At 57.3% G+C, this 26,288-nt stretch carries 23 protein-coding genes and 1 pseudogene; 13 read left to right on the top strand and 11 right to left on the bottom strand.

The window, feature by feature from the left end; all coding sequences use genetic code 11:
• Positions 1 to 65 precede the first annotated feature (65 nt).
• Complete coding sequence (locus tag BUQ73_RS08400; protein ID WP_079227421.1) at positions 66 to 1,367, top strand: NAD(P)/FAD-dependent oxidoreductase; 1,302 nt, start codon at positions 66 to 68, stop codon at positions 1,365 to 1,367.
• 520 nt (positions 1,368 to 1,887) lie between these two features.
• Here the strand turns inward: BUQ73_RS08400 and BUQ73_RS08395 are convergent.
• The 5 genes from BUQ73_RS08395 to hpaA form a co-directional block, all read right to left on the bottom strand.
• Positions 1,888 to 3,639: a UvrD-helicase domain-containing protein gene (locus BUQ73_RS08395; RefSeq protein WP_079227420.1), complete on the bottom strand. Its 1,752-nt coding sequence runs from the start codon at positions 3,637 to 3,639 to the stop codon at positions 1,888 to 1,890.
• On the bottom strand, positions 3,632 to 5,707 hold the full coding sequence (locus BUQ73_RS08390; protein WP_079230506.1) for an ATP-dependent nuclease: 2,076 nt from the start codon (positions 5,705 to 5,707) through the stop codon (positions 3,632 to 3,634). Before BUQ73_RS08390 ends, BUQ73_RS08395 begins: the two co-directional genes overlap by 8 nt.
• 164 nt (positions 5,708 to 5,871) lie before the next feature.
• Complete coding sequence (locus BUQ73_RS08385) at positions 5,872 to 7,068, bottom strand: Bcr/CflA family multidrug efflux MFS transporter (protein WP_079227419.1); 1,197 nt, start codon at positions 7,066 to 7,068, stop codon at positions 5,872 to 5,874.
• An 84-nt stretch (positions 7,069 to 7,152) separates the two neighbouring features.
• Complete coding sequence (gene hpaR, locus BUQ73_RS08380; RefSeq protein WP_079227418.1) at positions 7,153 to 7,575, bottom strand: homoprotocatechuate degradation operon regulator HpaR; 423 nt, start codon at positions 7,573 to 7,575, stop codon at positions 7,153 to 7,155.
• Between the two features lie 239 nt (positions 7,576 to 7,814).
• Positions 7,815 to 8,720 carry a 4-hydroxyphenylacetate catabolism regulatory protein HpaA gene (hpaA, locus tag BUQ73_RS08375; RefSeq protein WP_079227417.1) on the bottom strand — a complete coding sequence of 302 codons (906 nt, stop codon included), beginning with the start codon at positions 8,718 to 8,720 and terminating at the stop codon, positions 7,815 to 7,817.
• 176 nt (positions 8,721 to 8,896) lie between these two features.
• Here hpaA and BUQ73_RS08370 point away from each other — a divergent pair, with 176 nt between their 5' ends.
• From BUQ73_RS08370 to hpaI, 8 genes are all read left to right on the top strand, one after another.
• Positions 8,897 to 9,568 carry a fumarylacetoacetate hydrolase family protein gene (locus BUQ73_RS08370; RefSeq protein ID WP_079227416.1) on the top strand — a complete coding sequence of 224 codons (672 nt, stop codon included), beginning with the start codon at positions 8,897 to 8,899 and terminating at the stop codon, positions 9,566 to 9,568.
• On the top strand, positions 9,565 to 10,332 hold the full coding sequence (locus tag BUQ73_RS08365) for a fumarylacetoacetate hydrolase family protein (RefSeq protein WP_079227415.1): 768 nt from the start codon (positions 9,565 to 9,567) through the stop codon (positions 10,330 to 10,332). The genes BUQ73_RS08370 and BUQ73_RS08365 overlap by 4 nt, the downstream gene beginning before the upstream one ends.
• A gap of 5 nt (positions 10,333 to 10,337) precedes the next feature.
• Positions 10,338 to 11,798 (top strand): 5-carboxymethyl-2-hydroxymuconate semialdehyde dehydrogenase, encoded by a 1,461-nt coding sequence (gene hpaE, locus BUQ73_RS08360; protein ID WP_079230505.1) that lies wholly within the window; start codon positions 10,338 to 10,340, stop codon positions 11,796 to 11,798.
• Positions 11,799 to 11,888: 90 nt separating this feature from the next.
• On the top strand, positions 11,889 to 12,812 hold the full coding sequence (hpaD, locus tag BUQ73_RS08355; RefSeq protein WP_079227414.1) for a 3,4-dihydroxyphenylacetate 2,3-dioxygenase: 924 nt from the start codon (positions 11,889 to 11,891) through the stop codon (positions 12,810 to 12,812).
• A gap of 63 nt (positions 12,813 to 12,875) precedes the next feature.
• The gene (locus tag BUQ73_RS08350) at positions 12,876 to 13,280 is read left to right on the top strand and encodes a 5-carboxymethyl-2-hydroxymuconate Delta-isomerase (RefSeq protein WP_079227413.1); all 405 of its coding nucleotides are present in this window, start codon (positions 12,876 to 12,878) and stop codon (positions 13,278 to 13,280) included.
• 54 nt (positions 13,281 to 13,334) lie between these two features.
• Positions 13,335 to 14,642, top strand: coding sequence for an MFS transporter (locus tag BUQ73_RS08345; RefSeq protein ID WP_079227412.1), 1,308 nt, complete (start codon positions 13,335 to 13,337; stop codon positions 14,640 to 14,642).
• A 17-nt stretch (positions 14,643 to 14,659) separates the two neighbouring features.
• Complete coding sequence (gene hpaH, locus BUQ73_RS08340) at positions 14,660 to 15,463, top strand: 2-oxo-hept-4-ene-1,7-dioate hydratase (RefSeq protein ID WP_079227411.1); 804 nt, start codon at positions 14,660 to 14,662, stop codon at positions 15,461 to 15,463.
• A gap of 10 nt (positions 15,464 to 15,473) precedes the next feature.
• Positions 15,474 to 16,277: a 4-hydroxy-2-oxoheptanedioate aldolase gene (gene hpaI, locus BUQ73_RS08335; RefSeq protein WP_079227410.1), complete on the top strand. Its 804-nt coding sequence runs from the start codon at positions 15,474 to 15,476 to the stop codon at positions 16,275 to 16,277.
• A gap of 77 nt (positions 16,278 to 16,354) precedes the next feature.
• Here hpaI and BUQ73_RS08330 read toward each other — a convergent pair.
• The 3 genes and pseudogenes from BUQ73_RS08330 to BUQ73_RS08320 form a co-directional block, all read right to left on the bottom strand.
• Positions 16,355 to 16,612: pseudogene (locus tag BUQ73_RS08330) on the bottom strand (MarR family transcriptional regulator); the annotation flags it as partial.
• 95 nt (positions 16,613 to 16,707) lie between these two features.
• A complete protein-coding gene (locus BUQ73_RS08325; protein ID WP_079227408.1) occupies positions 16,708 to 17,649 on the bottom strand; it encodes a p-hydroxyphenylacetate 3-hydroxylase reductase component in 942 nt (313 codons plus the stop codon).
• Positions 17,650 to 17,723: 74 nt separating this feature from the next.
• Positions 17,724 to 18,893: a p-hydroxyphenylacetate 3-hydroxylase oxygenase component gene (locus BUQ73_RS08320; RefSeq protein ID WP_079227407.1), complete on the bottom strand. Its 1,170-nt coding sequence runs from the start codon at positions 18,891 to 18,893 to the stop codon at positions 17,724 to 17,726.
• A 312-nt stretch (positions 18,894 to 19,205) separates the two neighbouring features.
• Between BUQ73_RS08320 and BUQ73_RS08315 the strand changes: the two genes are divergently transcribed.
• Both BUQ73_RS08315 and BUQ73_RS08310 read left to right on the top strand, forming a co-directional pair.
• Positions 19,206 to 20,228, top strand: a complete 1,023-nt coding sequence (locus BUQ73_RS08315; protein ID WP_079227406.1) for an MsnO8 family LLM class oxidoreductase — start codon at positions 19,206 to 19,208, stop codon at positions 20,226 to 20,228.
• Positions 20,229 to 20,307: 79 nt separating this feature from the next.
• Entirely contained in the window at positions 20,308 to 20,757 is a 450-nt protein-coding gene (locus tag BUQ73_RS08310; RefSeq protein WP_079227405.1) for a GlcG/HbpS family heme-binding protein, read from the top strand.
• A 222-nt stretch (positions 20,758 to 20,979) separates the two neighbouring features.
• Here the strand turns inward: BUQ73_RS08310 and BUQ73_RS08305 are convergent, their stop codons facing one another.
• Positions 20,980 to 21,879: a LysR family transcriptional regulator gene (locus BUQ73_RS08305; RefSeq protein WP_079227404.1), complete on the bottom strand. Its 900-nt coding sequence runs from the start codon at positions 21,877 to 21,879 to the stop codon at positions 20,980 to 20,982.
• Between the two features lie 167 nt (positions 21,880 to 22,046).
• Between BUQ73_RS08305 and BUQ73_RS08300 the strand changes: the two genes are divergently transcribed.
• Together BUQ73_RS08300 and BUQ73_RS08295 are read left to right on the top strand one after the other, a co-directional pair.
• Positions 22,047 to 23,402, top strand: a complete 1,356-nt coding sequence (locus BUQ73_RS08300; protein WP_079230504.1) for an MFS transporter — start codon at positions 22,047 to 22,049, stop codon at positions 23,400 to 23,402.
• Between the two features lie 15 nt (positions 23,403 to 23,417).
• Positions 23,418 to 23,873 (top strand): type II 3-dehydroquinate dehydratase, encoded by a 456-nt coding sequence (locus BUQ73_RS08295; protein ID WP_079227403.1) that lies wholly within the window; start codon positions 23,418 to 23,420, stop codon positions 23,871 to 23,873.
• Between the two features lie 284 nt (positions 23,874 to 24,157).
• Here the strand turns inward: BUQ73_RS08295 and BUQ73_RS08290 are convergent, their stop codons facing one another.
• Both BUQ73_RS08290 and BUQ73_RS08285 read right to left on the bottom strand, forming a co-directional pair.
• On the bottom strand, positions 24,158 to 24,751 hold the full coding sequence (locus BUQ73_RS08290; RefSeq protein WP_079227402.1) for a TetR/AcrR family transcriptional regulator: 594 nt from the start codon (positions 24,749 to 24,751) through the stop codon (positions 24,158 to 24,160).
• Between the two features lie 11 nt (positions 24,752 to 24,762).
• The gene (locus BUQ73_RS08285) at positions 24,763 to 25,980 is read right to left on the bottom strand and encodes a multidrug effflux MFS transporter (protein ID WP_079227401.1); all 1,218 of its coding nucleotides are present in this window, start codon (positions 25,978 to 25,980) and stop codon (positions 24,763 to 24,765) included.
• Positions 25,981 to 26,288 lie beyond the last annotated feature (308 nt).

Raw genomic sequence — 26,288 nt, 5'->3', positions numbered from 1 at the left:
AAAAAAGCGTCGATGCGCGGCACTAGCCTGGCCTAGCTACCGCGGACAGCAAAAAGGTGCCCTGAATGCTCTCGGTCGAAACCCCCACCACCTACTACACCGCCACAAAAAAATATGACCTCGCTTTCCCTGATCTTGAGCAAGTGATCGACGCAGAGGTAGTCGTTGTAGGCGGCGGTTTTTCTGGAATCAATACTGCTCTAGAGCTAGCAGAAAAGGGTGTCAAAAACATCGTCGTGCTCGAAGCTCGCTATCTAGGTTTTGGTGGCTCTGGCCGCAACGGTGGGCACGTGATGGCTGGCATCGGCCATGACCTGGAGAAGATCCGCAAGAGCGTAGGTGATCAGGGGCTCCAGGCAGTCTTCGAGATCAGCGATGTCGGCGCCTCTATCATCAAGTCACGCATCGAGAAGTACGGGATAGACGCAGATTTCCAGCATGGCTATGGCTATATGGGCCTTAACAAGCGTCAGGGGAAACTGCTTCAGGCTTGGGAAAAGGAATTCAAGCAACTCAATCCGAACCACGAAATCGAGTACCTCGAAGGCGCCGCAGTGAAGTCCATCATCGGCTCGGACTACTACAGCTGCGCTTTGAAGCATATGGGGAATGGCCACATCCACTCTCTCAACATGTTGTTAGGCTCAGCCAAAGCGTTCGTCGGGTTGGGCGGGCAGATTTTTGAGAACACGCCTGTTCTTGAGGTGACCTACGGCAACAGCATCACCGTCCGCACAGCAAAGGGCATGGTAAGGGCTAACAAAATTCTGTGGTCATGCGGGGCGTTTCTTGACCGCTTGGAGCCTTTCCTTCATAGAAGGACAATCAATACCTACGCTTATCAATTAGTCACCGAACCCCTCTCGGTCGATCTAATCAATCAGATCAGCCCTATCCGTGGCGCCTTCAGCGATATCCGTCCCGTCATCGACTACTACCGTGTTACCAACGAAAACAGGGTGCTTTTCGGCTCTGCCACCAAAGCGATCGAATACATTCCCAACGATTTGAAGGCATGGAACCGCGGCCTTATGCTGAGGGTATTCCCATATCTTGAGAGTGTGAAAATCGATCTTGCTTGGGGTGGGCCAATGGAGTGCACGGCAAACTTGTTCCCGCAAGTAGGTACGGTCCCCGGTCATCCGAACGCATATTTCGTCCAGGGGTACTCCGGTTTTGGGGTGACCCCAAGCCATGTGGTTAGCCAGGTTGTCGCTGAAGGGATGCTGGGCGGGTCGCGCCATTGGGATGTCATGAGTTCAATTAAACCGACGCAGGTTGTCGGAAAGGACACGTGGCGAAACCTAATTTGCACACTTGGGAAGATCAGCCACCAGCTAGTCGGGTACACCAACGGTCGTCGGTGATCAGCGCTAAATCTGAGTGAGTAGCAAATGGTCGCCGGTGCAAAAATTGCGTCTCACAGGACGCAATTTTCTTGGCAGATCCGCGAGAAAGCGCAAAGCTAACGCTGTCGGTAGCCGACGGCCAAGGAGGCGAGATGAGGGGTATGACGGTGCACATTTTTTTACGCGTGCGCGTATTATTTGTATTCAAACACACCCTTGCTTCGCAAGGAAGATAACCAGTTTTGGACCCGACTTAGCACCCTACCCTGCCGGAGATTAAGAGTATTTTATAAATACGTGTCAAGTAAGTCAATGAAAAATATAGGTTTTTCAATAAGCAGTGATAAGAATTGAATTTTAGATTTATAACTCCCTGAATATAAACAGATAGCCCCCTAAAAGCCCGTCAGAAGCCCATGAAGACGACTTCGCCAGTGGCGAACCCTACCCCACAGCTCACCACGAAACACCTCTAAAAACAGCCCTGAGCCTCTTCTTTGACTGCACCCCTCCCTCTCGACTTACAGCACTCCCGCCACTATTGAGGATCAGGGGGAAGCTCGACCACATGATCGGCACCAAACCACATGGTGATCTGGGCTAATGCACCTGGGCTCAGCAGTTGTGTAAACAACAAAGCCAAGCGCAGCTTAGGGCGAGAGCAGGCAACGTAAAAAAGATTCCGGTTGCTCTCGAACTTATCCTTTTTGTCCGCCGGCGGTCCTGCCTGGACCCATTCAAGCATCTCACCGAAATTGTACTGATTCCACCCACGTCCCAGCACGACGATGACGTTTTCGAACTCTGCCCCTTTGACCCCATGTTTAGTCGCGAATGGAGTGTGACCATCGATGAAGCGGTCAAGCGCTATCAGCTCTGAGTATGGAACAGCCCTAAGCTTCCTGAGCTGAGTGATCCTCCGAGGCTCATCTTCAGCCCCATCGTGGGACGCCTGGAGTCGTTGCTCATTTCGCACCACAGCGTCAGGCAGTTGCATTTGCGGAACCGCATTGACGTGATCAATCACATCTCCAATGCTGCCGGACAGCCTGAGTTCGACCAACGCGCCCATCGCCTGAGCCCACGCGACTTTGTCGCCGTGTCGACGGATTGTGGGGCGGTCGCTTGCCAGATGCCCGAACATCTCGCCGAATCTACGCGCTTCATAAGCTGCGCACGCGGGTTCTAACTGATCCGTGAGGTACTTGATGTGCGGATCCTCCTTCTTCAGCCACGGCTCGTTGTACTGGCCGTAGATGGCAGGGATCGACGCGTACCCCTGCTCTCGGGCAATTCCGCTGTGATTGAGGATCAAGATCTTTGTCTTTTCAGGTGAGAAATCCCACCCTTCCACGCTGAGCTGAGCTTTCAGGCACGCGAAATATGCGCGAGCGGCCTCAGCACTGGTGTCGCCCGTCCAGTGACCTCCTCCTTGCCCTGTTCTCCTTACGCCAGGCCATCGGTTGGCGTGAAAAACCCTCGCCTCACCGATCAGTTCGGGGTCTCTCACCATCTGGCGGAGGGCCGGTCGCATTTGGTTCAGCACTTCAACAATCCGCGATGCCGACCGAAAATTCGCATTTTTATCAATTGCCTGTAGAGCCTCGTGGACGACGAGGCCGCACCCTGATCCGTAAATTTTCTGCCAGTGGTCACCAAAAAGGCCAATCATCGGTCCCTGGCCACGATCCAAGAACCATGATTTCAGAGCTGCGAAGAAATGCTCATCCGTGTCTTGGTACTCATCGATAAAAAGGATTGGGTAGCGCGAGGTCAGCACCGCCCTAAATTTTTGGGAGGGTAACGCTTGTATCATCAAGGTGAGGACATCTTCGTGCCGAATCGAGATTTCATCGTCAGATATGCGCGGAATACCCATCTCATAATGGATTCGCCTTACACCTATGCCCCCAGCGGGCTCAAGGCGTTCACGCCAGAACTCTTGCTCGCAGAGAAAGGAGCGCAAAGATGATTGGAAATCCTTGAGCAGTGACCAGCAAAAACCATGCACGGTCTCAGCCCGGATTGCTGGATGTGCCTGGAAACGCGAGATGATTTCGTCTTTCGCAACGTTGGTATAGGTGATACACGCGATCTGCTGACGCTGACGAATCAGCGCTAACCCTCGGTTTTCGATCAAACGGCTCAGAGCCTTTTCTAGCGAATAGGTTTTGCCGGCGCCGGCTCCAGCCTCAAGACGAAAGCTCTGTCCCTGATCAAGGCACGCGAACATTCGCTCTAATGCTTCGCGCCCTGCTACATCCGCGGGACTTTCCTGGGGTTTATACATCGCCCTGCTCTCCCTCTGCTGCCAGTGCCTCACCTACAGCCCCGACAACTGCGGAGATTTTTTCAGCAGTCACCGAAGGATCAATGGGCGGCGCCCCGACCGCTAGCCAGCGCAGGCCTTCCGCAATATATCGGGGGACGTTCCAGTTGGTATCCTCGATGGCATACCTGAGCGCGAACTCCGACTTTTTCAGGTCCGACGCATACTCATATGCCAGTGATGCGGTGTCACCCTTCCCAAGCTCGAAACGGTCAAGATTCGCCAGAATGAAGGCATCCTCGAAGCTCCTACCGACTGGCCCTTGCTCAACCTCCGGAACCTGATACGCGAGACGCCTTATTCCGCTGGTTTTCTCTGCTGGCGATTTCGCCAGCAGTTGTGCCGGTGACACCTCAGCATCGAACCAATTTTTGATACAGCCATTACTCGTGAAATGCCCTTCTGCCACTGGGCATGCCTTTCGCTTTTTATCCGCGTTAGGTTTGACAGAGTCGATGTCAGTCACGATCAAGGTGCGCAGCTCGAGGAAGCTCAGAAGGTCGTGAAAACGATGGGCGTAAGCACCACCCACCTCCATCACTGTCAAGTATTGACTGGCGAGTTGGGGTCCACCCGATGCCAATGCGTCGGTCTTGGCGATCATGGTGGGCAAAAGAAGACGCTCTGAGGTGCCTTCGATCAAGATCGCCTTGTCGGCAAAGAAAAGATCACAACGAGTGAGCGTCAAGTACTGGTAGAGGAAATCTCGATCGGGCACCGGTGCATCGCCCATGCCCTGCCTAAGGTCTTTAACCTTGGACTGCCGAATCCCGCTCTCGTCAGTCACCGAGAGGAAATAGCGCATGGTCTCGAACCGCGCTTCGTTGGCCATATGCGGCGAGTGGGTAGATATCACGAACTGCACCGGCCATGGGCGACTGTCGTTTAGCTGCTTCTCAAAGGCGCCTTTGATGAGATGCAACTGACGGATGAAGACCTCCTGCATCTGCGGGTGCAGGTGCGCCTCTGGTTCCTCAATGAAGATGAGATGCACGCTCGCTGCCGCCGGCGTCGCTTGGAATTCCCTGAAAAATTTCAACAGTTGGAGAAGGATGTAAACGAGGTTTCGAACCCCTAGCCCGTTGTAGCTTTCAGGTAACGTTAGGCCGTTAACGCCGCGATACCTGACTTGGGTATGGTCCTTGAGCAAACGCTCCACATCGAAGGTCGTTACGGTAGTCAGGCCTGGATCGTCCAGTCCTGGATACCCGAATAGCTCGAACGTGGGCAGCAGCGAGGTCAGGCCAGCGTTGAAGCCGTCGTGCAGGTCTTTCTGAATTTTTTCGACCGCCCCATGGAGCTGCTCGGCGGTGGTGCGTTTCTCAGGGTCTGTTGGGTCAGTCAGTGCAGACTGAAAAAGCACCTCGACCACCTTGCCAAGGACATCTCGTTCACGATGGGTGTCGTCATCTAGGCCCCTCTGCGCATTGATGAACCCACCTTGAATCAATGTTGTGAGCGATTTGAGATCTAGGCTTTTTCGATTCGTAGGGTCGTTGGGATCTACCGCTTCTAGGCGTGCTTCATAAGCCAAAGCCAGGCGCGCTTTGATGAGATTGAAGAAGGCTGAGCGCTGCACCGCAGAATCAGACGCCGGAGGGTCCATTTCCGAAAAAAGGGTGTCGAGCGCAGTAGCCCTCGGCCCATACGTGAGGGCAACTCGCGCGCAGGTACAGTTCGTATCGAGATCAATGATGCACTCGCTGAGGGGCCCCAAGTCAGGCGCATCAATGTCGTAGGAAATATCCAGCGTCACTCGAACCGCCGGAAGCACATCAGCGACATCAACCCGAGATGTACCATCGTGCAAAGCTACGAATGCGCTCCAGAATCGCTCATGACAACCTAGGGAGAAATCCTCTAGTCGAAATGAAGGCGTCTTGTCCGCCAGTAGGCGTCTGAACACCTCGGCAATCGAGGTTTTGCCGCAATTATTTCGACCAACGATCAGTGTCGTGCGCTCTTCGAGACCGAGGCTGACATTTTGGAGCAACCTGAAATTCTGAATTTCGACGCGCTCGATTCTCATGATGTCCCTACCGTGAAATCGTTTGGCCATCACTTTAGATGCAGATGGACCGTAGTCAACTGCAATGGAAATGTTCAGCAGCCCTCAAGTCCGGATCTGACCTCCCCCGAGGTTCGATCGAATGGTTGGCGGCGAAGCGCGTGGGCTCGAAATGTTAATGTTTGCTATGCCGCCGAAGCTTGCCCCATCCGCCCAAACCTCAGCCACAGATAGCACACAGCTACACCCACGCCGGCAGCAGCCATTACTAAGCACATTGGCCGAGGCGAGCCATCTGCCAAACTACCCACGAGCGCACTGAAAGCTGCCCCCATTGCGAATTGCGCAGACACCGCCAATCCAGCGGCAGCACCAGCGTTTTTTGGAAAGAGCTTCAGTAGGCTGGCCACACAGTTCGCTCCCATAAGGCCTGTGACGCTGACATACATGACTACAAAAAAAACTATCCAAGGGAGGTCGAGCAAACTCATTCCCCCGAGCACACCTAAACCAACTGCCGCAATCGCTGATAACAACGCGCCGATGCCTAACATTGCCTGAGGGCCGACACGATTAACCATACGTGCGTTCAGCATGGTCATGGCAATCACGCCCCCTATGTTCAGCGCGAACAGGAAGCCATACAGACGTGGGGACACACCGTAAAGCTCAATGTAAACGTAAGGCGACGCGGTGATGAACGCGAACATCCCGCCGAAGCTCAACCCCATGCACAGGATTAGAGCGAGCGCAGCAGGATCGCATGCTATATGCCAGTAACCTGCCAAAGCCGAGCCTATCGACCTCGTCCGCTTATCAATAGGATGGGTCTCTGAGACACGCCAAATACAAGCCACCAAGCAAATGATGGCGAAGCAGAAAAGCCCTCCAAATATCGTTCTCCAGCCAGAGATCATCATTAGGAAACTACCGGCCAAGGGCGCGACGAGGGTCGCGATCATCGTCACCAAATGCATCATCGATAAGGTTCGAGCCGCGTCGTTGATCGAGAACAGATCTCTCACGATCGCGCGGCCGAGTACCGAGGCAGCTGCGCCGCCAAGCGCCTGCAAGAAACGCCAAGCGATCAACTGCTCAACAGTACTTGCAAACATGCACCCCACCGTTGCGATGAGGTAGAGAACCATCCCGCAGATCAGCAGCGGTTTACGACCAAAGCGATCAGAAAGCGGACCATAAAACAGCATCCCTATGCACAGTCCTGCCAGGAAGACGCCGATAGTCATCTGGACATCAGCGGCACTAGCGCTCAAATCCTCCGCGATTGACGGCAAGCTTGGCAAATACGTATCAATCGACAGAGGGGCAAAAGCTACCAAGGCGGCTAGCACTATGATCAGGCGTCGCGGGTTACTCAGCATGGGCGCTCCACAGGAATTACGTTCGCCCAAAACGATAACATCTTAACGTTATCAAGCGAACTTCATCATGTGAAACGTCGCGCCTTACGGTTCGATTCTCTTCAACTCGTTCAGCAACGCGAGGAGCTGATCCAGCTTTTCCTGGCCAAATTGCGCCTGAATTTTCAGATAATTGCGCTCCATATCCCCGCTCATGGCCGCGAAGCATGCCTGCCCCTGCTCGGTGAGGCTGACAAAAACTCGGCGCTGATCTTGCTGGGATTTTTGCCGGCGCACGACGCCGTCTCGCTCTAGTCGGCTTAGTACTCCGCTCATACTGGGTTTCAAAATGCATGCCTGTTGAGCCAACTGGTGGCTTTCAAGCTCGCCCTGTTGACTGAGGATCCTGATCACCCTCCATTGCTGCTCTGTAAGGTCATGCTCGTTCAATGAAGGCCTGAAAAATGCCATTGCGGCTTCTCGAGCTTGCAGAAGCGTCAGAGTGAGAGAAGGTCTTGGTTTTGCCATGATCAAACCACGTCGAGTGAGCGAAACGGCAGCTTATTAGCATGCCTGTATGGGTGCAAGAAAGGCCCCGCCCTGTCGCGCCCCCACCAAACCTAAGGGATGCGTCACAAACGTCACCTTGGACGAGCCTATGAAAAGTGCAATTTCTCCCACGAAAACCTCATTTTCCATGAAGAGCGTAACTGCGACCATCTGGGTACAACAATCAAGATGACCGGAGCACTCCAGCCGTGTCCAGATCAGCTCAACCCAGAGTGTCGCTGCCGATAGTCTCCAGGCGTGAGGCTGGCATATCGCTGGAAAAAACGACTGAAGTAGGCCGGGTCCTTGAATCCCAGCTGATAGCAGACCTCATTTGCGGAGCTGGCACTGAAAAGCAGCAGTCGCTTCGCTTCCTGCATAAGCCGTTCCTGGATAAGGCGCTTCGAAGGAAGATCAGCGATTCGTCGGCAGACATCGTTAAGCCTCGGTTCGGTGACTCCAATACCCTCAGCGTACCGAGAAAGCGGCCAGTGCTCTCGGTAGTGAGCTTCGATCAGCTCATTGAAACGATGGAAGATCTTCAGATCCTCTCGCCGCGCGGGGGTCGCTTTTACGGAATTGGAGCACAACCTCAGGAGGCTGATCATGATCAGCCGTGTAAGGTTCTCCAACGCTGCACCGCGCCCAGCCCGCTGCTCCGCAATTTCGTTGCTGAGTTCTTCAAACAGAAGCTCAACTCGCCTGGCCTCACCTTGGTACATAGGCGCGAGGTGGGACAAGGCAACACATGCCGGCGCGACCTGAAGCCCAGAAGACACCAGGCTTCCGTCCGCTTCGATCATTTGCCATACCAGTTGCTGACGCACCGTCAACACATGTCCGTCGCTGTCAGCTTCGGTGACGAAGGAATGCGCAACCGTAGGTGGCGTCAGGAAGAACATCGGCCCGGATTCGATGTACTGCTGATCATCGAGGTACACCCGGACAGTCCCCGTCTTGACGTAATGGACCTGGAAGAACCGATCGTGCCGGTGTACGGGCATGTTCCTTCCGAAAAAGCCTGCCAGGTTACCCAGTCGGTCGTAGTGGACCTCGCTATCGCTGTAGCGCTGGTCGTACACCTGACCGATGTTGATGTTCGGGATTGGCTGCCGATCAGTCATCAATTCTTACCCGTTGTTTTTGTCGTCTCAGCTAGCTATCTGCCTATGTTGCACCCGGCGGGCAAGCAGCGCTACGACATGAGCGCTTGACGATCGTTAACATATTAAATATAACGTTAACACATTAACGATTTATGGGTAAGGCTTTTCCACCTTACCGCTGCCAGGAGAGAAGCATGAGCCATGCCTTGCATGACGCTGCGAACGGCACCCTGTTTGGCATTGCGCTGAACTACAACGGTCTGCTGAAGCAACGTCTCGCCGAGTTCGAACAGCCGCCCTATAAGCAGGCTCCGCTAAAGCCTGTGCTCTTCATCAAGACACCCAACACCCGCAACGCCCATGGTGCCAACGTTATTCACCCCGCCGGAGAGCGACTGCAACCGGGTCCGGCATTGGGCGTAGTGATTGGTAAGGACGCTAGCCGAGTAAGTGCGGCCGACGCTATGGCGCATGTCGCCGGCTACACCATCGTCAACGAATACAGCCTGCCGGAAGACAGCTACTACCGCCCTGCGGTCAAGGCCAAATGCCGCGACGGTTTCTGCGCCATCGGCCCTGAACTGGTGCCGGTATCGGCCATCGAAGACCCGCACCAGCTGACTGTGAAGCTTTATGTCAACGGCGCTGTAGTGCAGGAAAACTCCACCGCCAACTTGGTGCGCGGCATCCCGCAGCTGATTGCCGAGCTGAGCGAATTCATGACGTTGCACGCCGGTGACGTGTTGATTACCGGAACGCCCGAAGGGCGCGTCGACGTCAACCCTGGTGATCAGGTTGAAGTCGAGATCACAGGCCTGGGCCGCCTGGCCAACACCATCGTCGCCGAGTCGGGGGAACAAGAATGAAACACGCGCGCATCCGCCATGAAGGCAGCATCCACGCGGTTACCGTAGAGGCCGATGACGCCGTACGCCTGGCCGATGGCCGGCTACTGGCCGCAGACCAGGTCGAGTGGCTGCCACCGGCCACCGGCAGCATGTTCGCCCTGGGCCTGAACTACGCCGACCACGCCCGCGAACTAGCCTTCGCACCGCCCACCGAACCGTTGGCCTTCATCAAGTCGCCGGGCACCTACACCGGCCACAACCAGGTCACCTGGCGCCCAGACAACGTCGAGTACATGCACTACGAGTGCGAGCTGGTGGCGGTGATCGGCAAAGCGGCGAAGAACGTCAAGCGCGAGGACGCCCTGGCCTACGTTGCCGGCTACACCGTGTGCAACGACTACGCCATCCGCGACTACCTGGAAAACTACTACCGCCCCAACCTGCGGGTGAAAAACCGCGACGCCACCACCCCGGTCGGCCCATGGATCGTCGATGCCGCCGATGTGCCAGACGTCAGCAACCTGAAGCTGCGCACCTGGATCAACGGTGAGCTGAAACAGGAAGGCACCACGGCGGACATGATCTTCGACATCCCGCACCTCATCGAATACTTCTCCAGCTTCATGACCCTGCAACCGGGCGACATGATCGCCACCGGCACGCCAGAAGGCCTGGCCGATGTGGTGCCGGGCGATGAAGTGGTGGTGGAAGTGGAAGGCGTCGGTCGCCTGGTCAACCGTATCGTCAGCGAAGCTGACTTCTTCAAGAACAACAAGGCATGAGCAGCATGATCAAGCACTGGATCAACGGCCGTGAGGTCGAGAGCAAAGACACCTTCGTCAACTACAACCCGGCCACCGGCGAGGCCATCTGTGAAGTCGCCAGCGGCGGCGCCGAGGAAGTGGCTCAAGCTGTAGCCGCGGCCAAAGAAGCCTTCCCTAAGTGGGCCAACACCCCGGCCAAGGAACGTGCTCGGCTGATGCGCAAGCTGGGTGAGCTGATCGACCAGAATGTGCCGAAACTGGCCGAGCTGGAAACCCTCGACACCGGGCTGCCGATCCACCAGACCAAGAACGTGCTCATCCCGCGAGCCTCGCACAACTTCGACTTCTTCGCCGAAGTGTGCACCCGCATGGACGGCCACACCTACCCGGTCGACGACCAGATGCTCAACTACACCCTGTACCAGCCGGTGGGTGTTTGCGGCCTGGTGAGCCCGTGGAACGTGCCGTTCATGACGGCGACCTGGAAGACTGCGCCGTGCCTGGCGCTGGGCAACACCGCCGTACTCAAGATGAGCGAGCTGTCGCCGCTGACCGCCAACGAACTGGGCCGCCTGGCTGTAGAGGCCGGCATCCCCAACGGCGTGCTGAACGTGATCCAGGGTTACGGCGCTACCGCCGGCGATGCACTGGTCCGCCACCCCGATGTGCGCGCCATTTCCTTCACCGGCGGCACTGCTACCGGCAAGAAGATCATGCAAACCGCCGGTCTGAAGAAGTACTCCATGGAGCTTGGCGGCAAGTCCCCAGTGGTGATTTTTGAAGATGCCGATCTTGATCGTGCGCTGGATGCTGCACTGTTCACTATCTTCTCCCTGAACGGCGAACGCTGCACGGCTGGCAGCCGAATCTTCATTCAGGAGACGGTCTACAAACAGTTTGTCGCCGAATTCGCAGCTCGCGCCAAGCGTCTGAAAGTGGGTGATCCGACTGATCCGCAAACCCAAGTCGGCTCCATGATTACCCAAGCTCACTACGACAAAGTCACCGGGTATATCCGTATTGGTATCGAGGAAGGCGCCACCCTGCTTGCCGGCGGGCTGGAGCGCCCGGCCAACCTGCCGGCTCACCTTGCGAAGGGCCAGTTCATTCAGCCCACCGTGTTCGCCGACGTGAACAACAAGATGCGCATTGCCCAGGAAGAAATCTTCGGCCCGGTGGTGTGCCTGATCCCGTTCAAGGACGAAGCCGAGGCGCTGCAACTGGCCAACGACACCGAATACGGCCTGGCCTCGTACATCTGGACCCAGGACATCGGCAAGGCCCACCGCCTTGCGCGTGGCATCGAGGCCGGCATGGTGTTCATCAACAGCCAGAACGTACGCGACCTGCGTCAGCCATTCGGTGGGGTGAAAGGCTCGGGCACCGGCCGTGAAGGCGGCCAGTACAGCTTCGAAGTGTTCGCCGAGATCAAGAACGTTTGTATCTCGATGGGCAGCCACCACATCCCTCGCTGGGGCGTGTGACCTTTTCCCCAACGCACCGGGCGTTCGCTGTTCTGACGACCGCCGGACCTGCCCGGTGCCGCGGGACCTACAAGAATAAGGAGTCTTATCATGGGAAAAGTGGCACTTGCAGCCAAGATCACCCACGTACCCTCCATGTATCTGTCCGAGCTGCCTGGACCGCGTCACGGTTTTCGTCAAGCAGCCATTGATGGGCACTACGAGATTAGCCGCCGCTGCCGCGAACTGGGTGTGGACACCATCGTCGTGTTCGACACCCACTGGTTGGTCAACGCTAACTACCACATCCTTTGTGGCGAGCATTTTAAGGGGGTCTATACCTCCAACGAACTGCCGCACTTCATCAGCAACATGGAATACGAGTTCTCTGGCAACAAGGAACTGGGCTTGATCCTGGCCGAGGAATGCAATCGTCTCAATGTTGAGACCATGGCTCACCACGCCACTACCCTGGGCCCGGAGTATGGCACTCTGGTGCCGATGCGCTACATGAACCAAGACCAGCACTTCAAGGTGATCTCGGTCTCAGCGCTGTGCACCTCGCACTTCCTGGCTGACAGCGCCCGCCTGGGCTGGGCCATGCGCAAGGCTGTGGAAGATCATTACGACGGCACGGTGGCGTTCCTGGCCAGCGGATCGCTGTCGCACCGCTTCGCCCAGAACGGCCAAGCTCCGGATTTCGCCACCAAAGTGTGGAGCCCATTCCTGGAAACCCTCGACCATCGTGTGGTCAAGATGTGGGAAAACGCTGAATGGGAGGCGTTCTGCGGGATGCTGCCGGAGTACGCTGCCAAAGGCCACGGCGAGGGATTCATGCACGACACGGCGATGCTGCTGGGTGCGCTGGGCTGGTCCGATTACGACGGCAAGGCCGAAGTGGTCACGCCCTACTTCGGCTCTTCCGGCACCGGCCAGATCAACGCGATCTTCCCGGTCACCCCGCAGGACGGCGGCGCCATCCCCGCTGCCCAGGCCGCCAACCCGGCCGCCGTGGTGTCCACCAGCCGCCTGTAACCCACCCGCTCGCGCCTGGTCGCCCTGGCGGGTGGCCAGTCGCTCCTCACCGAGGAGGCCCCCATGCCACATCTGGTTCTGCTCTACACCCCCGACCTTGAAACCGACGCCGACATCCCCGGCCTGTGCCGCGCCCTGGCCGACACCATGCTTGAACAGCGCGATGCCGAAGGCAAAGCCGTATTCCCCACTGGCGGTACCCGCGTGCTGGCCTATCCCGCCGCCCATTGCGCGGTGGCCGACGGCAAAGGCGAATACGGCTTCCTGTACGCCAACCTACGCATGGCTACTGGCCGTAGCACCGAGGTGCACAAAGCAGTGGGCGACAGCTTGCTGGCAGTGTTGAAAGCCCGCCTGGAGCCACTGCTGCAACAGCGCCCGATCGGCATCACCGTGCAGATCGACCACAGCACCGCACAGGTCTACGACGCCAAGCACAGCACCTTGCACCCACTGTTCAACCGCTAGCGCGCCGGCTCACACCAAGCCTCCCCTGACTCATTACAGAACAAGTACAAAAACATGAGCACACTCGAACAAGCCTCGCCGCGCGAGGCACACGTTGAACGGGCCGACAGTACTCATCGGGCAGTTACCTGGCGGCTGATGCCGCTGCTGCTGGTGTGCTACCTGTTTGCCCACCTGGACCGCATCAACATCGGCTTCGCCAAGATGCAGATGAGCCAGGACCTGCACTTGTCCGATACCGTCTACGGCCTGGGTGCCGGGCTGTTCTTCATTGCCTATGCACTGTTCGGCGTCCCCAGCAACCTGATGCTCGACCGCGTTGGCCCGCGCCGCTGGATCGCCGGCCTGATGGTGGTGTGGGGGCTGTTGTCGACCAGCATGCTGCTGATCGAAACCAGCAGCGCGTTCTACCTGTTGCGCTTCGCCCTGGGCGCGGCAGAGGCCGGGTTCTTTCCGGGCATCCTGGTCTACCTCAACCGCTGGTACCCGGCCGGGCGTCGTGCCCAGGTCACCGCGCTGTTCGCCATTGCCGTGCCGTTGGCCGGGGTGGTCGGCGGGCCAGTGTCCGGCGCCATCCTGTCCTTCATGCACGACACGGGCGGGCTGCGTGGCTGGCAGTGGATGTTCCTGCTCGAAGGTGCGCCTGTGGTGTTGCTGGGCCTGGTAGTGCTGGCGGTACTGCCGGAGCACTTCGAGCGGGTCAGCTGGCTGAATGAGCAGCAGAAAGCCACGCTGCGCGCTCAGTTTGGCGAGGAAGAACAGCGCAAACCGGTCACCTCGTTCAGCGCCATTTTCGCCAGCCGAGCGCTGTGGCTGCTGGTGGCGGTCTATTGCGCGGTAATGCTGGCGGTCAACACCCTCGCGTTCTGGATGCCCAGCCTGATTCACAGTGCCGGTGTGGCCAGCGACGCCAGTGTCGGCCTGCTCAGCGCTGTCCCGTACGTGGCCGGATGCGTGTTCATGCTGGCTTGCGGCCGCTCCAGCGACCGCCAGCGCGAACGCCGCTGGCACCTGTGCGTACCACTACTGATGGCCGCCGCCGGCATTGCGATTGCCGCGATTGCGCCCGAGCAGGCGGTGCCGGTACTGGGTGGCCTGGTATTGGCTGGCATGGGCGCCAGCGCCGCGCTGCCGATGTTCTGGCAACTGCCGCCGGCCTTCCTCAACGCCCGCACCCAGGCCGCCGGCATTGCCCTGATCAGCTCGCTAGGCAGCATCGCCTCGTTCTTCACGCCCTACTTCATCGGCTGGGTGCGCGACACCACCCACAGCGCCAGCCTGGCCCTGTACGTACTCGCCGTCTTCATCGCCCTGGGTGGCCTGCTGGTGCTGCGCACCCGGGCTGCCATCGTCAATCCTTGAATCAAGAGATCTCCCTCATGTTAGACAACGCTTTCATCCAGCTCGCCGCCGAACGCCTCGACCAGGCAGAACGTAGCCGCGAGCAAGTGCGCCAGTTCTCGCTGGAACAACCTGCAATCACCATCGAAGATGCCTACGCGATTCAACGCGCCTGGGTGGCAAAGAAGATCGCCGCCGGGCGCAAGCTGGTGGGCCACAAGATTGGCTTGACCTCACGTGCCATGCAGGTGTCGTCGAACATCACCGAGCCCGACTACGGTGCCCTGCTCGACGACATGCTGTTCGAAGAAGGCAGCGACATCCCCTTCGAGCGCTTCATCGTGCCGCGCGTTGAAGTGGAGTTGGCGTTCATCCTTGGCAAGCCACTGAAGGGCCCGAACGTCACCGTATTCGATGTGCTGGACGCCACCGAATGGGTGATCCCGGCGTTGGAGATCATCGACGCGCGCATCCAGCAGGTCGACCCGCAAACCCAGGCCACCCGCAAGGTGTTCGACACCATCTCCGACAACGCAGCCAATGCTGGTGTGGTGATGGGTGGCCGCCCCGTACGCCCCACCGAAATCGACCTTCGCAAAGTGCCAGCGGTGCTCTACCGCAACGGCGTGATCGAGGAGTCCGGGGTCAGTGCTGCCGTGCTCAATCATCCAGCCAAAGGTGTCGCCTGGCTGGCCAACAAGCTGGCCCCGTATGACGTCACGCTCGAACCAGGCCAGATCATTTTGGGCGGCTCGTTCACCCGACCGGTCGCCGCACGCCCTGGTGACACCTTCCACGTCGACTACGACATGCTCGGCTCGATCTCCTGCCGCTTCATCTGAGGAAACTGTCATGGACATGCCTATCAACAGTTTTAAACAACGCCTACGAAGCGGCGAAGCCCAGATCGGTTTGTGGCTCGGCCTAGCCGATGCCTACTGTGCAGAGCTGGCCGCCAATGCCGGTTTCGACTGGCTGCTGATCGACGGCGAGCACGCGCCCAACGACCTGCGCGGTATGCTTGCGCAGCTCCAGGCTGTCGCACCCTACTCTAGCCAGGCGGTCATTCGCCCGGTGATCGGCGACACCGCCCTCATCAAACAGGTCCTGGATCTCGGTGCACAGACACTGCTCGTGCCCATGGTGGAGACCGCCGACCAAGCCCGCCAATTGGTCAAGGCTGTGCACTACCCACCTACAGGTATCCGGGGTGTTGGCAGTGCGCTGGCTCGCGCCTCTCGCTGGAATAGCATCCCGGGGTACCTTGATCTTGCGGACGAGCAAATGTGCTTGCTGGTGCAGATTGAGAACAAAGAGGGGCTGGCAAATCTGGACGAGATCTTATCTGTTGAAGGTGTAGATGGTGTGTTCATCGGCCCAGCCGACTTGAGCGCTGCTCTGGGGCACCGCGGCAATCCCGGCCACCCTGAAGTTCAGGCGATTATAGAAGACGCCATTGTGAGGATCGGTAAGGCAGGAAAAGCCGCCGGGATCCTCAGTGCGGACGAAAAGCTGGCCAGGCGTTACATTGAGCTGGGTGCTGCCTTCGTCGCGGTCGGAGTCGACACGACGGTGCTAATGAGGGGCCTGCAAACCTTGGCGGGCAAGTTCAAAGAAAGCATCGTGACCAACACCGCGGGTGGCGGCGTATACTGACTTTCGGCGATGTAGAGGAGGCGCACTTGCGCCTCTTTTAGTTTCTAGCCTCACCTACTTGAACGGAGCCCTTCAGCTCGTTGGTCGTGAGGAACCTTCTGCTTCAGCCCAGCCCTCTGCATGCGAGAAACCACACCCGTCAGGCTTGGAGCAAGTATGCAAGCCAGATCGGCGAGTTTGAGAATTTCCGTAGGCCGTTGATCATGGAGAATTCGCACCACTCTCCACTGCTGCTCAGTCAATCCATGCTCATTCAAAGCTGGGCGAAAAAAGCGCATGGCACCTTCCCTCGCCTGAAGCAAGATGAGGGTCAGCGATGGCCTGGATTTGATCACTGGAAAATCCATCTTGTTAGTGTTGTGGTAAGACTGTTTAAGCTCAGGCCAAATAAAAAACGGCGCCTTGGCGCCGTTTTTTTGTAGGTAAGGCTTCAGTTGCGGATTACAGCCTTGAGCACCTCTTTGAAGGTCTCGACTTGTTCCTTGCTAAACTGACCGAAAACCTTCTCTTGCTGCTCACCTGCAATCGTCCAAAGTGCTTCGGTCTCATCCACACCCTTGACCGTCAATTTCACGCAGTCGCCTGCATCTTGCACCAGCCCCTTACGCTTGAGGTTTGCGACAGCCTCCTCGATCTCGCGGGCAGGCATCGCCACTTCCCGCTGCAAGTCTGGAAGGCTAAGGCCTGCGTCGTTCTCCAGAACCATGAGCATCCGCGCTTCACTTGTGCGCAGACCGGTCGACAACTGCCGAGGTTGATAGCTCGCCTGATAGGCGCGCAACGCTTGCGTCATGAGGTAGTAAAGGTTGTGACTCAAGCGTCCCTGGAAGTTGCTGCTAGGCGGCTGACCCTCTTCGCGCTTGGTCATTCGGGTGTGCGGCAAGACCATCGAGTAGGCGCCTTGGTGGTACAGCAGCGGCGCCCTACCCAAGTCATCAAACGCCAAGACCTTCCCGACCAGGATCCAGTGATCACCGCCGTCGAGCTGCTGATATTTCTCGCAGTGGAAGCGAGCTGAACAGTCTTCGAACACTGGAGCGCCGCCTACCCCTGCTTCATGTTCGATCCCTGCGAAACGGTCATCCTTCGGCCGTGCGAAGTTGTTCGAAAGCTCAATCTGGTCGGCTGCGAGCACGTTTACAGCAAAATGGGACGCGGCTTCAAACACCTCATGGCTGCTTGAACGCTTGTCGATGCTCCACAAGATGAGTGGCGGATCAAGCGACACCGAGTTGAAACTGTTTGCAGTCACGCCCACCTGGCGACCGCTGGGGTCCCGGGCTGTAATTACGGTTACACCGGTAGCGAAGTTACCCAAGGCGCGACGGAACGCACGTGCATCAAACTCAAGCTCTGTATTTTCAGTGGACATGCAAGACTCCCGAGCAAGCCGCGCATGGCTTGCTCTCGTTGTTTTTATGGATCGTTTGGGTCGTCGAAGAGCCTTCAGACCATCGCCGGATCGGGCTCAAGCCCCATCAGCTCACGGCCGAGGATCTGTGCACATACGTCGTAGTCGGAGTAAGCGTGAGCGCCGGTCATGTGAGAGTCGCGGAAGAGTCGCTGCATCTCATTGCTTTCAAACCAAGCGCCGCCGCCGGCCGCTTCCATCAAACGGTCTACTGCCTGGATGCACATCTTGGTGGCGTAGCCCTGATTGGTCCGCCAGAACGCCAACGTGCCGCGGGAGGGATACTCATGACGTTCACTGTGTTCGGCTATCTCGTTCCAGCTCTTCTCGAGCAGCGCGCGAGCAGCGGCCACTTGGTGCGTGGATTCGGCTAACCGCATCAGGGCAGGCGTTGCCGCGCCTACTGCCGCGCCGGTATAGGCACGAACACGGTTCTTGGTCTTCTCGCGGAAGACTTCGAGCATCCGCTCTGCCACGCCCAAGCTAATGGTTGAGAAGCCGCTCGCGAAATAAGGGCGATAGGGGGCGTAGAAAATCTTACTGTCTGGATAAAGGCCGAACCCAGCAGATTTGCCCTCCATCATGTCCTTCGCTTTCTGGATGCGATGCTCAGGGACAAATGCATTTTCCACGATGAGCGTCTTGCTTCCGCTGCCACGCATACCGATGGCGTACCAATCGTCACGGATCTCGTAATCGCTACGAGGGAGGACCGCAAAGCAATAATCCTGGGTACCTTCGGCGTTTTTACGCCGGAATCCCAAAATCGCCCACTCAGCATGGTCACAACCCGAACTCCAACCCATCTCACCGCTAAAGGTCACTCCGCCTTCAACTTCTTCAGTACGACCAAAGGGGGCGATGCTGCTGCTTGCGGTAGCGTCTGGAGTAGTTCCCCATGCCTCATCCTGGAGCTTGGCCGAGAACATCGCCATCTGGTGCGAGTGGGTGCAAAGCAGGCTCATCGCCCAGGCAGTGCTTGCGCATGAACCGGCAAGAACAGCGATACATTCAGCAAATTCGGGAAGCGAAATTTCCATGCCGCCAAATTTTTTTGGCAAGAAGGCTCGGTGCATACCGATGCCCTTGAGCAAGGCGATGTTCTCGGCCGGCACGCTACGATCTTTTTCCGCCTGCGGAGCGTTGGCTGCAATGGCAGGCAGGACGGACTTCAGATCTTCCAGCAGCGGATTGGGCTTTTTCATGGATGGTCTCTTTATTATTGGAGAATTCGTTCCAGGCCTCTGATCACTTCGCATTTCTTGCGATGGCTCGATCAGCCGGCCGTGTATTCGATGACCAGTCCAGTATGTGGCGGCGCTCCTACGTCCGAAATGCACGTTACGAGCAGAAAATTGCACTTTCCATGGGAAATCCCTGCCCCCAGTCGCAGGCCCGCTCCAGTTTCGTTAACATTTAAACAAAGCAGTAGATTCAAGCCTTATTCGCCAGATCGACAAAATCCTGGCTCCAAACCTGAGTCTGCGCGCCCCCTCCCTCATGACGGAAGCACGCCCGTGACTTTGCGACTGACCGTAATTGACCAAACCCCTATCCATGAGAATTGCAACGCGTTAACCGCGCCGGCGACATCAGTAGACCTTGCGATCGAATGCGAAAAATTGGGCTACCACCGTTACTGGCTGGCTGAGCACCACAACAGCATCCAGTTCGCTGGAGCAGCTCCAGAGATTATGGTGGCCCGGATTGCGAGCGCCACCAGCACGATGCGAATCGGAAGCGGTGGAGTGATGCTCACCCACTACAGCCCCTACAAAGTCGCCGAAACGTTCTCTCTGCTAGGAGGATTGTTTCCAGGCCGTATTGACCTTGGAATCGGGCGTGCACCAGGTGGGAATCACCTCAGCTCTGTGGCATTGGCAGCACCAGGTGCCCTACTTCAGCACGATCACTTCCCTCAGCAGGCAGCCGAACTCTGCGCCTTCATCCGAGGCAGCTTTCCATCGGGTCACCCATACGCAGCACTGACATTCCCAACTGAAGCATCCGCTCGGCCATCACTGTGGATGCTCGGATCCGGTGGAGGCAGCTCTGATCTCGCCGGCCAACTTGGGATGGGTTTGGCGCTGGCCAAGTTCATTGCTCCCCGTGTCTGCTCGCCGGCCATTTTCAGCCATCACACCGACATTTATCAGAAGGCCGGCCATGGAACGACCCCTCCTCGCCTCCTTGCCTTGGCGGTGATTTGTGCGCCGACAGACGAAGAGGCGCACTTCATCGCAGGCACCGCTGTGTACCGAAAAATGATGGCGGGTGGCGCCCCTCGTGAGCCCCTTTTATCCCCCTCAGAGGTAAGGCTCCGCTATCTGGAAATGACCAAGCCAGAGCGCTTAGAGTTCGATGCCACGCTCGACGACATGGTGGTTGGATCACCAGAAAGCTGCCACAAGAAAATCCAGGATCTGGCGCGGGTTTTCGGTAGCGACGAAGTGGGTATCGTGACCGTGACACATCGCCTGGAAGATCGCCTTCAGAGTTATCGCCTACTCGCGGACGCCCACGGTCTTTGTGCCAAGTGAGCCAGGATCGCCACATCGCGCACCCTGCAACAGCAGAAAGCACCACCCCGAATTCAGCCGCCCAGTGAGGAACAATAGAATGGCCCTTTGGTTGAGACAGCAAGCGACGATTACGCTCGATCTTGCAATCCAAGGTATGCAGGCCGCTATCGAGCAAGCACAGGGCTTGAGCGTCAGCGTTAGCTTGGTCATCGTTGACGCTGGGGGGATGACAGTACACATGTCCCATATGGACGGTGCTCCACGACCATCGCAAGCTATCGCTCTAAATAAAGCGCTGACCGCCGCCGGGTTTGGGAGGTCTACATCAGAATGGACGGATCGTCTGCTGGGATGCTCACCGGCGGTCCAGACAGGCCTGCCGCTTCAGGCAGGCATGGCCCTATTTGGTGGTGGCGAACCCTTTTTGGTTAACGGAGAGGTCGTTGGCGCCATCGGGGTGTCTGGAGCGAGTGAAGCCAATGATGGTGTGTGCGCTAAAGCAGCAGCTAAGCGTATCAGTGATCTCGCGTTGACTGACGCCGTCTAGAACCATACTCGAGCTGAAACAGGTAGATACTGCGCGTCGGGCGCAAATCTCAATGCAATCGTAGGCCTCATCAACAAGCACCGATATCGAATAATTAAAACGCACACGGCTGGCTTGGTCGTGCGCGATAGAAAGCTATGGGCCGCAAGCTGGCGTCGAAGGCCATGGATACCTACAGACCCTGCCCGCACGCCGACAGCTTGGGCAGTGCGCTCACGACAATCACTCGCTTCGCAAACTCCCCCAACCATGCGCCTCTTCGATGAAATGCAGGACCGCGCTTGAACGCTCATCAATCCGGGAAACAAGCGACAGCTCACTGATCATTTCCGGTTGCGCCAGCGGTACGATCCTGATGCCAGGCATCGCCAAACGCGTCATCGTTTCCGGCACGATGCTTAGGCCGATCCCCGCCGCCACCAAACCAGGAATGCTCATCAACGAAGGTACATACATGATGTTCTGCGGGTGCAGCTGGTTTTGCCGACATGCTTGGAGTGTGTGAGAAGTGAGCCCGATGCCCGCTGCGTCCTGGAGAAAGATGAACTTCTCGTGCCTAAGCGTCACCAGCTCGCCGCTAAAGCCTTCTGCCAGTTCATGGTTGTCGGGAATAAGCAGAACGAGCCGAGACTGACTGAAATGGTGAGTCCGCAAGCGATCGGGTAGATGATCTTTAAACACCCTGGCAAATGCCAGGTCCAGCTTGTGGTCAAGCAACATGTCGAACTGCGCTCGGATTCCCGCATCCACCAGCGACACGTTGACCTCGGGGAACGTGCTGAAGTAATGCCGTAACAGCTGCGGCAAATTGGCTTCGAACAAAGCCGAGTGGTAACCGATGTTGATCTCACCAACCTCCCCCCGCCGCGCACGCCGCGCGGCGGCCGTTGCGAGTTCGCTGGACTCAATGGATTGTCGAGCGTGAGGGAGGAACGCCTCCCCAGCGGCAGTCAGTACGACCCCCCGATTTTCCCGCCGGAACAACGCCAGCCCCAATTCGGTCTCCAAGCTTCGCATCAACTGACTGAGGGCCGGTTGCGCGACCCCCAATTGCTCGGCGGCCCTGCTGAAGTGTTGCAGGTCGGCCGCGACAACAAAGGCCCTTAGATGACGCAATTCCATAACGCATTCCCATAAGGCTGGCTTATCGATTTATCTAGATTTAGATAATTATTCTGCAAGCAGGATGCGCTAACGTCTACCTACTTCATCGCTTCCTGCCAACGCCCTCTGCCCGAGCAGGATCGTATGGGTAACCCATAACCATAAAAACAATGACGAGCATCTCTATGAGCACGACCAGTAATGAGACTCAAGATCTGCACATGCCCCGCAAGGCAGTGACCGCCGCGACTATTGGCACTGCCCTTGAATGGTTTGACTTCACATTGTACGGCGCGGTGTCGGCGACCATTCTGCCAAAGCTCTTCTTCCCGGCCATGGAGCCGACGGCGGGGCTGCTGGCTTCGCTGGCAACGTTCGGTGTGGGCTTGGCAGCGCGGCCATTGGGCGCCATCACCTGTGGCTACCTGGGCGACAAAATGGGCCGGCGGAATCTGATGCTGGCCACGGTCACCATGATGGGGCTGGCATCGGTAATGATGGGGCTGCTGCCTACTTACGCTCAAATCGGCGTCTGGGCTCCTATCCTTCTGGTCTTGCTGCGGATCATCCAAGGCTTTGCACTGGGCGGAGAATCCACTGGCGCGCAGTTGATGGCGCTGGAGCACGCTACTCCCGACCGCCGCGGACGCTATTCGGGATACCTGGGCCTATGCTCACCGCTCAGCCAGATATTGGCCAATGGGGTACTCATGGCCCTGGCCGCAGGCCTTTCAAGCGAACAATTTGAGAGTTTCGGCTGGCGAATTCCCTTCGTACTGAGTTTCGTCCTGGTGATTGTCGCGATTTTCATCCGGCTCAAGGTTGATGAAACCCCAGCCTTCGTTGCCTTGAAAAAAACGCCGGTCAAGCAGGAAAAAAGCCCTCTCAAATCCGCACTGGGTGGCCACTACAAAACCATCCTGCGCCTGATGTTGTTCTTCTGCTCCCCCGCTGCACTGTTCTATCTGATTGTGATTTTCTCCCTGAGCTACCTGACAAAGCACCTGGGTATGAGCCAGTCGATGGGCTTCATGTCGTTGATGGTGGCTAACATCTGCGCGATTTTCGGTGCGTTGGGTGGCGGTTATCTTTCGGATCGCTGGGGTCGCAAAAAAGCGCTGGCGCTAGGCTCGTGCATGACGCTGCTGATCCTGTTCGTCTACTTCCCGATCCTTAATACCCAAAACGTCACCGCGATCATGGCCATCATGGGGCTATTCCTAGGGTTCACCCAATTCCAGAGCGGCATTCAGCCGGTAGCGTTCGCCGAGGCATTCCCGACCCAGGTGCGCTACTCCGGTTCGGCACTGGCCTACACCGGCGCCAACCTGGTGATCGGCGGCCCAATGCCAATGATCGCAGTCTGGCTGATGAGCCAGTCGGGAAATTCGCCGTGGCCGCTGGTAACACTATGTGCAGTGATCAACCTGATCTCGCTGGCGATGATCATCATTGGCCCGGAAACCAAAGGCATCGACCTTAACGCCGTCGCCGGACCAGATGACGCCGACGCTTGCGCTCAAGCCCTCCTTTCCAAATAACGCAGCAGGACGACCATGAACCGCACCGTCTTCATTCTCAATGGCCCTAACTTGAACCTGCTGGGTCGGCGAGAGCCACACATTTACGGACACACAACGCTCGAGCAGATTCGTCAACGCAGTGAACAGCAGGCCAATGAACTCGATCTGGTTTGCGACTTCCGCCAAACCAACCATGAAGGGGTGATGATCGACTGGATTCAAGAGGCGTTCGAGCAAGGCGCAGCCTTGATCATCAACCCAGCCGGCCTTTCGTTTCACTCAATCCCAGTGCTGGATGCCCTGAAGTTGATCGACGCACCGCTGATTGAATTGCACTTGTCGAATATTCATGCACGCGACGAACTACATCGCCACTCGATCATGTCTAGCGTGGTCAACTCGGTAATATGCGGCATGGGCGCTGACGGCTACCCGCTCGCAATCAGGGCAATTGACGACCTGCTGCGTCGCCAGGCGGCCAGCGCCTAGAGGGCACTGGCGAAAGGGTGTTGTCCATACAAGGCGAACGGCTGCTCTTTTAGCCGCCAGTATCATGGCATGACGGACTCGAAACCAAAGCTGCTTCGCGCACATCGCCAGCTTACCAGCGATGTGCGCGGTGCTAATCAACGACCTTGGGACCAGTGTCCGTTGTGGGTCATCTACTAGCTGTCGCCTTGGGCACCATGGACCTAAACATGCTGATCACGGACAGCAGCTGTATTAGGAATCCACCGTACAGACAAGTGGTCAGGTCCAATGCTCCGCAGTGGTCAGTCTGTGCAGCTACGCACCCAAAGATACAGGCCCCTGAAAGCCTCTATGCGACGACGGTAACCCTCTTCGTTCCCATAGATCAGCTCAACCGTGAGGCTATCGATCACCGCCATGTATGCCTCAACGAGCCAATTGTCCACCTCAACTGAGATGCTCTGGCGCCCCGCCACACAGGATTCCGTAAAGCAGCCTCGGAGCACTTCCAGATAGCTGTCGAAGCCTGACATCACCGTTCGTCTCAGCGCATGAGGTGGGTAGAACGCGGCCCTCAATAGAAATCGCAGTGAGTCATTATGCGCGTATCGATCGCGCAGTTGAGACCAGTACCCTTCGCCTGGTACCTCGCTGGCCTCCTCTTTCTGAGAAAAATGCGCACGTACGAAGCCAACTTCTGACTCCAACGCTATCTCAAGTGCAGTGACGTAGAGCGCATCCTTGCTTTCGAAATGGGCGTAGAGCGAAGCCTTCTTGAGCCCAGCCAACACCGCGATATCATTCATTGAGGCCGCGTCATAGCCACGCTCGGCGAAATGGCTGAGTGCCAGCTGGGCGATCCGCCCTGCTGCCGGACTCAAATCGTTAACAATCATGCAGCCTCCTGTCAGTGTCCGGCGAGATTGTAGGCCTCTGTAGACGAGCTAGGCACACTGATTTTGGTTAGCCAACACACCATGAGAGCGCTAAAGGCCAGCAGCCCCACCCAAGCCACTGGCCCGTACGCCAGGACAAGACCTGCAATTGGCGTGGCAGTGGATGAGATCGACAGTTGGAATGCGCCCAAAAGAGCCGCGGTGGAGCCCAAGGCTTTCTCTTGAGAAGACATCACCAGGGACATTAGCGTCGACTCGGCAATCCCAAGACCAAAAAGCGATAACGCCATGCCTCCAACGACACCCACAAGACCCAACCCGGACGCTGCCGCGAGTAAAGCGATCGCCGCGCCGGCAGCCATACATAAAACCCCGAGCATCGACAGCCGCCCAAGCCCTAATCGACTCACCAGTTTGCCGGTCAGCATGGCTCCAAAAAGAATCGTGACTCCGGTCGCGCCAAATACCAGACCAAAATCCTGAGCGCTCAATCCGTAGATCTCTTGGTAGACCAAGGTTGCTCCTCCGATGTAAGCGAAGAGGAAAAAGAAGACCGCAGCCACTGCAAGCGTTGGCATCAAGAACTTTCTATCACTGGCAATGGTGACGTAAGTCCGGCAGGCCGCCCGCAGCCGTAACGGCTCTCGCTGCTCCCTATCAAGGGTCTCGGGCAGCGAAAGCCAGCTATTGCAGAACACAGCAGCTCCCAACGCAGCGAGTACAAGCATCACTGCCCGCCACCCGAAGTGCGTATCTATAAAGCCGCCAATTGCCGGGGCCAGGATCGGCGCAACGCCCTCAATCGTCATGAGCATTGCGAACAGCTTGGTCGCGGCAACCCCATGACTTACGTCTCGGACCATGCTCATGATTACGACAAGAGTCAAAGCGCTGCCCAAGCCTTGGACAAACCTGAACCCGATTAGTAATTCCAAGGTGGGTGACCAAGCTGCCCCGAGTGAGCAGGCCGTGAAGATCGTCAGACCTATGAGTAGAGGCTTGCGTCGTCCATAAGCATCGACAACAGGTCCGAACAGGAGCTGACCCGCGCCCATCGCGAGCAGAAAGAATGTCAACGTCAACTGAACGCTGGCGAAGCTGGCCCGATATTCACGCGCAATTTCGGGGAGGCTAGACAGATACATGTCCACTGCCGATGGCCCCAAAGCGCCAATCAATCCCAAGGCGATTGCGATGCGTACAGGCACTCTTTTAGCAGCTCCATCCATTTCAAGTCCTCACCCTAAAAACTACCGACCGGTCGGTCGCAAAGAGCCGCGATGCTATTTTCTTCCATCAGTCGAAGTCAATCCTGAGGAAGATTGGATTTGTAACGCTATGATGCGGCCAGGGAGGCATCATGCGCAGCGCCGAGGAAGCATCGCCTAGACTCAGCCATGGGTTCGACACCGCATTGGTCAAGGAAGGCCGTGAGTGTTTGGCACTGATTCACAATCACCGGTCACTGTGAGTCATGTTCTGGCACACCAAGGTGTGGGCTAATTGACTTGCCTTTAACCTCCCAGGACGCCTGTCG

This window comes from Pseudomonas putida (genome assembly GCF_002025705.1).
In the GTDB taxonomy this organism is placed as follows: Bacteria; Pseudomonadota; Gammaproteobacteria; order Pseudomonadales; family Pseudomonadaceae; genus Aquipseudomonas; species Aquipseudomonas putida_J.
This window is presented reverse-complemented; position numbering and strand designations above follow the sequence as displayed.